We start from the raw sequence: 11,074 nt of genomic DNA, 5'->3' as shown, positions 1-11,074 counted from the left end.
ACTTTCGCCCGGTACGAAGCGAACCTATAAAATAAAATATTAATGATTTATAGAAAGGAGGATTTTTTAAGCAGAAAAAAAAATACAGTAAATAATTGCTTAAAAAAACCGACAGTGTTCGAGCACCGTCGGTTAAAATTTAAAGCAAACAAGATCAAAAAGAGGTTCCTGACTCTTAATTATGTTTAACCTTTAAACTTTGCAAAGGTATGCAAACTGACCAATTAAACAAACCTAAAATACTAAGAAATAATCGCAATCGATTTAGTTGTAATCGGATAGTAGATTATACAAAGTGCATGTTAGCAAAGGGGAATTTCCCGAAAACTGCCTGCCTTGTTGCAGCAGTGCTGATGAGCCAATTTTCGATCGCTAGATCCTCTAATAAGGATGTAACAATTGAAAAAAAGAAAATAGTTGTTAAAAAAATAGACGGTAAGTACAAAAAAGATATGATTCAACAAGTTGTAACAGTTCGCGGACTCGTAACCGATCCAGAAAACTCGCCCATGGCGGGTGTCTCGGTGTTGGTTAAGGGGAGCTCTGTTGCTACTGCTACGAATCAAGATGGCCGTTATGAAATAGAATTGAATAAAGGCCAAACTTTGTTGTTTCGGATGATTGGATATGCGGATGTTGAATTTGTTATTCAGGAGTCCAGTGTTCGCAATGTAACGATGGAATCGAGTCAGCAAGATATCGGCGAAGTTGTGGTGATTGGGTATGGAAGTCAACAAAAAAAGGATGTTACAGGCTCAATCGCGACAGTTTCGATGAAGAACGTTCGTGGTCAAGCTATTATTAGTCCAGATCAAGCCCTAACCGGACAGATTGCTGGTGTCCAGGTGAGCACATCCAATGGTACTCCTGGCGGTGGGCCAAAAATTCAAGTTCGAGGTATTGGTGCAATCGGTGCGGGAAGTCAACCGTTATATGTGATCGACGGATTCCCTGTTCCTGCGTCGTCTAGCGAGCGGAGCAATCCTTTAGCGACAATCAATCCAAATGATATTGAATCGATGACTATTCTTAAGGATGCTTCTGCTACAGCGATCTATGGTTCTCGAGGCTCCAATGGCGTGGTATTGATTAATACGAAGAAGGGCGCCGTTGGGAAGATGAAAATCGATGTTGCCGCGAGTTCAGGGCTACAGTCCGTTCCGCAAAAGGGTCGTCCAAATCTGATGAATGCTCAAGAATTTGCACAATTTCGTAAAGAGGCAATCGAGGATAAGATACGCTTTGAGGAGAATAGAGAACCAACTATCAATGATATTCCCGAAGAGTATAGAGATCCAGCTGCTTTAGGAGCAGGTGTAGACTGGTATGATGCAGTCCTTCGGGTTGCGCCTATGTCAGACATAAATGTTAGCTTAAGTGGGGGTAGTGAAAATATGCGATCATTTATCTCAGCGGGTTATCTGAATCAAACCGGTACGATGCTAAATACAGGTTTCGATCGTTTTTCAGTTCGCGCAAATATAGATGGTACTATTTTCAATAAATTAAAATTGGGGATCAATTTATCTCCTACGCTTTCCTATCTGAAAGGTGGAGTAAACGGGCAGGGTCGCGATGAGTTTTTTGAAATCACTACACCGGTTGCTAAGATTTACAACGACGACGGGAGTTATGTTCCCTACATTCAGTCAGCGGGGTCTTTCGGTAACCCGAATCCTGTGATGTATTTGAATCAACGGGTTAACAAATCGTCAGAATTGAAACTATTGATGAGCACTTATGCCGAATATAGTTTTTTACCTAACCTGAAGTTCAAAACTACCTTCAACGTTGATTATTTAGATGAAAGTCGGGAAACCTTCCGTCCTTCTACGCTAGCCAATCAAAATGCGCCTGGATTATCGATTCCGAGTGGGGGCTATTATAGAGACTCCTATATCAACTGGGCAAACGAAAATACGCTAACTTATGATTGGTCGAGCGAAAATGGCCATTCCATAAATTCACTTGCGGGTTATTCCGTACAGGTTCAGAAAAATAAAGGCGCTTCTTTCAATGGCACACAGTTTCCTGACGACGACATTCAAACCTTAAATGGTGCTGCACGAATTACCGGTGGAACTGCGATTGAAGATTGGGCATTACTATCTTATTTAGCGCGGGTAAATTATTCGTATTTAAATAAATATGTGTTAACAGCATCCTTCCGTGCGGACGGATCTTCAAGATTTGGGAAAGACAATCGCTGGGGTTCATTCCCTTCGGTTGCAGTCGGTTGGCGCTTATCTGAAGAGGCATTCTTAAAAGGTAAGGAGTGGTTAGACGAATTGCGCTTGAGAGCATCGTATGGTCGAAGTGGTAACTTCAATATTGCAAACTATGCTTCGCTAAGCAGTATCGGCACAGGTAACTATGTGCTGGGTGGGGCTTTAGCGCCGGGACGTGTGATGAATAGTTTAGCGAACTCCCTGTTGGGCTGGGAGCGAATGAAAGAGTTGAATATTGGAGTGGACTTTTCAACCTGGAATAATCGTTTGACATTTACCGCGAACTTTTATAGAAGAAATACACTTGATCTTCTTTTAAACACTCCTGTTCCGCAATCTTCCGGATTTACTAGTGTGACAGAGAATAGAGGGGATGTAGAAAATAAAGGTTATGAATTCTCGGTTAGTTCTGCAAATATTCAAAAGGACAAGTTTACTTGGACTACCGATTTCAACATTTCGTTTAACCGTAACAAAGTAATCGCTCTAGGACGAAGTACCGATCCGATTTATTCTGGTCAGAGTTCAGAGGGTAATTTCACCAACATTACGCGAATCGGAGAGCCGGTTGGAATGATTATCGGTTATGTCGTGGATGGGATTTATCAGAATCAGGCTGATTTAGACAAATATCCAAGTTTTCCTGGTGCAATTCCTGGAAACCTGCGCATGCGCGATGTCAACGGAGATGGTCAGATTACACCTAACGATGATTTTGATGTAATTGGGAATCCTTACCCTGACTTTACTTGGGGTATGACTAATAGCTTTACTTATAAGAACTTTGATTTACGTGTGATGATGGTTGGTGCGATGGGACAAGAGATGTTGCATGCAACACGATTCTACACGGATAATATCGATGGTGTTTTCAATGTCCGCAAAGAAGTTGCAGATCGCTGGCGATCGGAAGATAATCCGGGGAGCGGTTTAGTGCCGACTACCAATGGTACAGGGCGTGGTCGCGTTATGTATCGTGATACGCACTCCTTGTTTATCGAAAAGACCGACTATTTATGGGTTAGAAATATTACGTTCGGCTATACCTTGCCCAAGCCAATTGGCGGCGTAATCAATAATGTTCGTATTTACGGCAATCTTCAAAACCCATTTATGTTTTCCGGGTATGATGGAAATCCCGAAGGTACTAATATGAATCGTGGAGATACAAGTCCATTAGTGCCGGGTATTGATTACGGCGCGTATCCAGTACCAAAGATTTATACACTAGGGTTGAATTTTAGTTTTTAAGCGAACGTCATGAAAATAAAATATATCATATTAAGTCTCGGGATTTGGAGCCTAACGTCTTGTAACCATTTACTAGAGGTTGATCCCTATACGTTTTCCAGTGGTAATACATACTATGAAAATGAGGCTCAGGTTCTCCGTGCTGTAAACGGCGTTTATGGACGTCTTCAGGGGCTTCATACTTCCGATTTTTATGCATTAACTGAAATGCGTGCGGATAATACCAATTACCAATATTCTGAATCCGACCGTGGCGCTCAACAAAGAGAAGAAATAGATGAGTTTTTGATCACCTCGTCGAACAACTTTGTGAATACTGCTTGGGCGAATCTCTATGGGATTGTCGCTCAGGCCAATGTAATTTTAACACGTATCGATAATGTTACTTTTTCAGATGATAAATTGAAGGATAGGTACGTTGGGGAAGTGAAATTTCTTCGATCTTTTGCGTATTTTCATCTAGTTCGTTTGTTTGGAGAAATACCACTACATACTGTGGAGGTAACGAGTCCTCAAGGAGCTTTTACCGATGGAAAAAAATCATCTGTGGATGAAGTCTACAATGTTATTATTGAAGATTTAAAGCGTGCAGCCGATGTCTTACCTAAAGAATACCCTACTGCAGAAGTAGGTCGTGCTACGCGAGGAGCAGCATTGACAATGTTAGGCGATGTTTACCTAACGCGCAAACAATTTCCTGATGCTGTTACCGTGCTAAAGGAAGTTCCTCTGCTAGGATATTCATTAATGAGCAATTATGGTGACTGTTTTGATCCTTCGACAAAGAATAATGCGGAGTCAATATTTGAAGTACAATATGATCACTCGATTGAAGGAGAGAACAGTAATTTCATTTACATGTTCGGTCCGCGTGACGCAAGAGTAAAATTAGTCGGATTTACAGGAACGCTTGGTGCAAGTAATATTCCGACGCCGAGTATCTATAATGCTTATGAGCCCGGAGATAAACGGAAAGATCACTCAATCGCTTTATTCGATGATGCGACGAATTCAAAATATCCAGAGGCAATAGCATTCGGTGGGAAAATGCCTTATATCAAAAAGTTCTACCATCCGCCTTATCCTGAAAATGGACGTTCGAATGAAAATTGGCCTGTCTATCGATATGGTCATGTGTTGCTGATGTTGGCTGAAGCCTACAATGAGACCGGGTCGGGTGACCCTTATATCCATCTAAATGCTGTCCGTGCGCGTGCAGGCTTGACTGCATTAAGTGGGCTGTCGCAAGCGACACTTCGAGAAGCTATAGCAAATGAGCAAAGAGTGGAAGTTGCATTCGAAAATCAGCGCTGGTATCAATTACTCAGAACAGGGAAAGCAATAGAAGTGATGAAGGCGCATGGTGAAGCGGAAAAAAATAGATTAACGAGACTGAGTAGCGCTTCATATAATGTTCAAGAATACATGCTACTTTATCCAATTCCAAATCGTGAAATCCAGTTGAATGGCATCAGCCAAAATCCTGGGTACTAAACGATATAAGCTGTTATAAACTTAATCAACATATTAAACCACAATGATAAGAACTAATAGAGCAAAATTGTATTTGTTTTCCATGTTTTTGCTTTTCGCAGCGGGGGCTTGTAAGGGGAAAGAGGAGCCAGAGGTAGTGGATACTAACCCGAAAACAGAGAAAATAACCTTGCCTGAAGGATTTGCCATCGAGCATATTTACAGCCCTTCGGACAATAAAAACGGGTCATGGGTGTCGATGACATTCGATGATAAAGGTAGAATGATCACTTCCGATCAGTTTGGAGGGTTATTCCGAGTAGAGCTGCCACCATTAGGATCAGACTCGACGGTCAAGCCTAAGATTGAGCCTATTGAGTTTCCTGTCGAAGGACCGCCCTTAGCAGATACCACCAAGAAAAAAGTAGGGATGGGCTTTGCTCAGGGTTTATTGTGGGCATATAACAGTCTTTATGTGATGGTCAATCATAAGCCGAACGATGAGTTAAAGAAAGGTTCTGGTTTATACCGACTACAGGATACAGACAACGATGATAAATTAGATAAAATTACCGAAATCTTGTCGCTTGATGGATCTGGCGAGCATGGCCCGCACAGCATTGTATTGGGACCAGACTCAGCAATCTACATTGTCGCTGGCAACTTCACGAAGGTTCCGGAAATGGATGCCTATCGTATAAAACCAAATGATAGTGTCGATAACCTTATTCCATTAATTCTCGATACGCATGGTCATGATTCGGATTCTCATAACTCCGGTGGCTGGATTGCGAAGACCGATCCGGAAGGAAAGCACTGGGAGTTGATTTCCGCGGGATTCCGTAATCCGTTCGATATCGCATTCAACAATGAAGGCGAATTATTTACCTACGACTCAGATATGGAGTGGGATTTCGGGATGCCTTGGTATCGCCCGACGCGTATCTTACACGTAACGAGCGGCTCGGAATTCGGTTGGAGAAAAGGGGATGCTAAATGGGACTCACGATTCTTAGATAACCTTCCAGCCGTATTAAATATTGGTCAGGGTTCTCCGACCAACTTTATTAACCCAAGCCAAGCGAAATTCCCGGAAAAATATAGAAATAGCTTGTTAGCCTTCGACTGGAGTTTTGGTATTATCTACGCCTTAGAACTGAAATCCGAGGGTGCCACCTATACGGCGAAGGCCGAAGAGTTTATCTCCGGTTCGCCGCTTCCATTAACCGACGGGGTAGTGGGGCCAGACGGCGCTTTATACTTCCTAACTGGCGGGCGCAAGCTTGATTCGGATTTATACCGTGTTTACTACAAAGATCAGGATAAGGTAAAAGCGGAACTGAAGAAAAAAGATCTTCCGGAATTGGTGAAGTTACGTCGTGAAATTGAACAATATCATCAAGCTTCAGCGCCAGGGACGGCCGAAAAGATTTGGGAATATTTGGGTCATGAAGATCGCCATATCCGTTATGCGGCACGCGTAGCGTTGGAACACCAACCGCTCGCTTCTTGGCAAAATCTATTGTTTCAGGAACGTAACGTCGTTCGTTTAACGGAGGCTATGGTTGCTGCTGCGCGCGTAGGGGATGCTTCCTTGCAACCACGAATTATGGCTAAGTTAGCGACGATTCCCGTGGATAAGCTTACTCCACGCATGTTGGAGAATTTGACCCGCGTGTATGAGATTGTTATTGCGCGTATGGGCAAACCTACAGAAGAGGCGAGTCGGGCGCTAGCAGCGAGTTTAGAGCCGCTCTATCCTGCAAAAAGCAATAGCCTGAACAGACAATTGTCGAAATTGTTATTGGCCTTGAATTCTGAATCAGCCGTGAAAAAGTCTTTAGATTTATTAGCGAATGCAAAGGATGATACGACGGAGACCAACTTCATGAGTTCTTCGGACTTGATCTTGCGCAACCCTCAATATGGATTAGATATCGCCAATATGTTGGCAAATATTCCGCCTGCACAACAAATTTTCTTAGCGACCGCTTTAAGCGATTCCAAAGCCGGCTGGACGCCGGAACTGCGCGAGCAATACTTTAGCTGGTTCTACAAAGCGTTTGGATTCAAAGGTGGAAATTCTTACATCGGTTTTATCGATAATGCTAGAAAGAAAGCTTTATCTCATGTGCCGAAGGATCAATTGGCCATGTACGGTAAGATGTCGGGAGACTCTTTGTTGAATCAGAAGGGGACACGCCTAGCTGAGAATGTGGTTCCACCAAAAGGACCCGGCAGACAATGGGAAATAGATTCGGCCTTAAAAGTGGTAGAAGAAAATACGGGCGTTCGCGATTTCAAACGCGGTCAGGAATTATATATCGCTGTGAAATGTGGCTCCTGCCATACGATGAAGGGCGAAGGCGGTTCGGTTGGTCCAGACTTGACGCAATTGGGTACCCGTTTCTCGAAGCGCGATATGTTGGAAGCGATTATAGAGCCTAGCGAAGTCATCTCCGATCAGTATGAATCGAAAGTATTCAATATGAAAGACGGTACTTCCGTGTTGGGACGATTGATGAGCGAAAATGAGAAAGCTTATGTCATTTCTCAAAACCCATATGCTCCGCATGTAACGAAAGAGCTGGCGAAGAAAGATGTTCTGGATATCAAACGTTCGGAAGTATCGATTATGCCTCCTGGAACTTTGAATACAATGAGTCCGGACGAAGTGAAGGATATCATGGCGTATCTGATGTCGGGGGGAAATGAGAATGCAGAAATATACAAGAAGAAATAAAAGATAAGATCGTGGATTACTCGAATAAGGATTGGTTAGACAAAGTATCGCATACGGCACAGGTAGGCGGGATTGAAACCTCTGTTTTAGACAATGGATTGGGTCGCGGTTCTCGTATTGCCTGGATCAACACGGGCGCCGGATTACGGTTCAAAGTGCTTCTAGATCGCGCTATGGACATTGCTGATGCGGCATATAACCAATACAATTTGAGTTGGATCAGCCGATTGGGCGTCACACCGCCACAGCCACTTTCCGATCGTGGGGTCGATTGGTTGCGGACCTTCGGCGGTGGCTTACTAGTTACCTGCGGTTTGACCCATGTGGGCGGTCCGGAAGAAGATGAATTCGGTCGTCGTGGTCTGCACGATCAAATCAGTAATACCCCGGCAGAAATTATACAGGTAAAACAACCTGACTTGATCAGTGGCGATCGAGAAATGTTTATTACAGGCATTATTAAACAAGGCCACCCCCTAGGTACCAACATCGAAATGAAACGCACCATCCGTTGTACGCTAGGCGAGCCCACATTACACATCGTTGATGAGATCATTAATGTCGGCAATATTGATACTCCTCATATGATTTTATATCATTTTAATTTTGGGTGGCCTTTAATTGATGAAGGTACAGCGTTGCTGTGGGAAGGTGCTTGGACAGCTCGCGAGCACGGCGAAGCCAACAAGATATTTAAGGAAGGAGAGTCTTTTAAACGCTGTCAGGTTCCTCGCGACGACCATAAAGGCAGCGGTGAAGAGGCTGCTTTTATCGATATCGCTGCGGATGCGCAGCATATGAGCCATTGCGCGATCTATAATGAAAAATTGGGTTTAGCGCTGCGCTTATCGTTCGATAAGCGTCAATTGCCCTGGCTTACGAATTGGCAGCACTGGGGCAAGGGGGAATATGTAACGGGCCTAGAACCTGGAACCAATCCTCCGGTGGGCCAGCAGAAACTGCGCGAGCGCAAGGAACTTATCATGCTGAAGCCCCACGAAAAAAGAACCTACGAGCTAACCATACATTTATCGGATACCGCTTCAGGTATCGAAGAAATTATAAACAAGAATTAATCAACATAAACATAAATCCAATGGCAAATATTGAAAAGGCTTTTGAGCAAGGAAAAGGAGTATTAAGGCTAGCACCGAATTGGGTGCCGAGATCATTTTGTGTACCTGGTCGTCGCATTAAACTTCATCCTGATGATTATTATGTGCTAGGGGGCGAACGTGGAGGGATCGATGAGCGTTGGTTTTCATCTACAACGCCAGCAAAGAACGGCCCTTTGACCGGGGAGTTCGAAGGCTTAAGTTTTGTAGTATATGAGGAAGATGGTAAGACGGAGCAAATCTTGTTGTCGGATTTTGTAAACGAATTGAAAGGCCGCCTTATTGGTGACCGCTTATGGGATGAGTATCAAAGCTGGCCGATGTATTCGAAGTTTTTTGATAACATGGGTCCACTGCCTCATCACATTCACCATAACGATGAGAAAGCAGCGTTAATCGGTCAGGCAGGTAAGCCCGAGGCATACTACTTCCCTCCGCAGCTGAACAATCATGGCGGTGATTTTCCATATACCTTTATGGGGATTGCGCCAGGCACGTCAAAGGAAACGATCAAGGAATGTTTAGAGAATTTCTCTAAAGGAGATAATAAAATCACCAATTATTCTCAGGCATACCGCTTGGAGCCGGGTACTGGTTGGGATGTTCCTCCGGGGCTATTGCACGCGCCGGGCAGTATGTGTACCTACGAGCCACAAAAAGCATCTGATGTCTTCGCGATGTACCAATCGTTGGTCAATGAGGCGATTATTGACGAGGAGTTGTTATGGAAAGGACTTCCGGAAGATCAACGCGGGAATTACGATGGTTTGATGGATATTATTGATTGGGATTTGAACGTTGATCCGAATATGATGCAGAACCGCTTCATGGCGCCGATTCCGGTAAAGGATGAAGGAGAAATGGAAGCAGCAGGCTATAGTGAGAAATGGATTTGCTATAAGTCTGAGGCATTTTCAGCGAAGGAATTGACGGTTTTTCCGGGGCAGAAAGTATTGATCCAAGATGCTGCCGCTTATGGTCTAATTATGATGCAGGGTTATGGTAAGTTGAACGATTGGACGATTGAAACGCCATCGTTGATCCGTTATGGGCAGCTTACGTATGATGAGTATTTCGTGTCTGAGGAAGCCGCAGTAAAGGGAGTTTGGATTGAGAACCATTCGCAGGTAGATCCGATCGTGATGCTGAAGCACTTTGGCCCGAACAATCCGGACTTAGTGATCAAGAAATAAGTAAAAGACCTTAAAAACATATGTTATGAGCAAGAACAATTTTCCAAAATTACACAATGCGACATGGCCTGGAATCGTGGGTAAAGGCGATCATGAGCCAATTATTTCATTAGATGAATTACTTGAAAAGACCGCTGCTGCGAATGTAAATGGGGTTAAATTTGATGGGGTAGACTTAGGTCTGTTCGATCCGCACGTAAAATTAGATACTTCAGATGATCATATTTCCTGGGTTGTCGACAAAATCGGCGGCTATGGACTAGATATTGGGACTTTAGTAGCGCCGATCTGGCCACCGGATGGAGGTTCAGCTATGGGCTCGCAAGAAGACCGCGACCGTTTTGTCGATGTGGTAAAACGCGCTGCAGAATTCGGTTATAAATTGCGCAAACAAGGAATCCGTACGAACAATGTGATTCGTATAGACTCGGCTTCAGGTGTCGAGGATTGGGCAAAGAATCCTTTAGAGAATACGAAGCTTATTGCGGAGACTTTCCGTCGAGCATGCGACGCTGCTGCTGAATATGGGGAGCGCCTTGCTGCGGAGGGTGAGATCTGCTGGGGCGGGATGCAAAGCTGGAAAACCATGTTGGATACATTAGAAATGGTGGATCGCGATAATATCGGCTTCCAGGCAGATATGTCGCATACATTTTTGTATCTATTGGGCTACAATGCGCCGGAAGACAGAATACTGAAAGCCGATTTTGAATGGAGCGATCGGGCGGAATTAGAGCGTGGCTTACAATTCCTGACATCGAAGTTACGTCCTTGGACCATTGATTTCCATGTTGCTCAGAACGACGGTACGGTGTTCGGTTCAGGCTCGCATGATAAGACGGGTCGCCACTGTTTGCCTACGGATCCGAACGGAAGATTAGATATCGTGAAAGATGCAGGTTACTGGTTGCGCGATGAGCAAGGTAATTTGACGAAAGCGTTCAATCATATCTGTTGGGACGGCTGTATGTTCCCAAATGAGGTGATGCATAAGCAAGAAACCTGGAACTCTATTTTAGAGACGCTAATCAAAGTGCGTGATCAACATGGATGGTCTGAATAATCAACAGT

6 protein-coding genes are annotated in these 11,074 nt (G+C 44.0%); all 6 read left to right on the top strand.

All coding sequences use genetic code 11. From position 1 onward, the window contains the following. The first annotated feature begins 452 nt into the window (after positions 1 to 452). The 6 genes from B2400_RS01340 to B2400_RS01315 are packed head-to-tail and all read left to right on the top strand — an operon-like array spanning position 453 to position 11,066. Positions 453 to 3,479: a SusC/RagA family TonB-linked outer membrane protein gene (locus B2400_RS01340; protein WP_293930310.1), complete on the top strand. Its 3,027-nt coding sequence runs from the start codon at positions 453 to 455 to the stop codon at positions 3,477 to 3,479. A 9-nt stretch (positions 3,480 to 3,488) separates the two neighbouring features. Further along, positions 3,489 to 4,973 carry a RagB/SusD family nutrient uptake outer membrane protein gene (locus B2400_RS01335; protein WP_293930308.1) on the top strand — a complete coding sequence of 495 codons (1,485 nt, stop codon included), beginning with the start codon at positions 3,489 to 3,491 and terminating at the stop codon, positions 4,971 to 4,973. Positions 4,974 to 5,016: 43 nt separating this feature from the next. Further along, entirely contained in the window at positions 5,017 to 7,695 is a 2,679-nt protein-coding gene (locus tag B2400_RS01330) for a c-type cytochrome (RefSeq protein WP_293930307.1), read from the top strand. Between the two features lie 11 nt (positions 7,696 to 7,706). Continuing rightward, entirely contained in the window at positions 7,707 to 8,771 is a 1,065-nt protein-coding gene (locus tag B2400_RS01325) for an aldose 1-epimerase family protein (RefSeq protein ID WP_293930306.1), read from the top strand. Positions 8,772 to 8,791: 20 nt separating this feature from the next. Beyond that, the gene (locus B2400_RS01320) at positions 8,792 to 10,003 is read left to right on the top strand and encodes a hypothetical protein (RefSeq protein ID WP_149524952.1); all 1,212 of its coding nucleotides are present in this window, start codon (positions 8,792 to 8,794) and stop codon (positions 10,001 to 10,003) included. A 25-nt stretch (positions 10,004 to 10,028) separates the two neighbouring features. Beyond that, positions 10,029 to 11,066: a sugar phosphate isomerase/epimerase family protein gene (locus B2400_RS01315; RefSeq protein ID WP_286650572.1), complete on the top strand. Its 1,038-nt coding sequence runs from the start codon at positions 10,029 to 10,031 to the stop codon at positions 11,064 to 11,066. The last annotated feature ends 8 nt before the right edge of the window (positions 11,067 to 11,074 follow it).

Origin of the sequence: Sphingobacterium sp. UBA6645 (assembly GCF_002455685.1) — a bacterium.
Lineage (GTDB): Bacteria > Bacteroidota > Bacteroidia > Sphingobacteriales > Sphingobacteriaceae > Sphingobacterium > Sphingobacterium hotanense.
The sequence above is the reverse complement of the archived record's forward strand: the minus strand, read 5'-3'. Positions and strand labels throughout refer to the sequence as shown.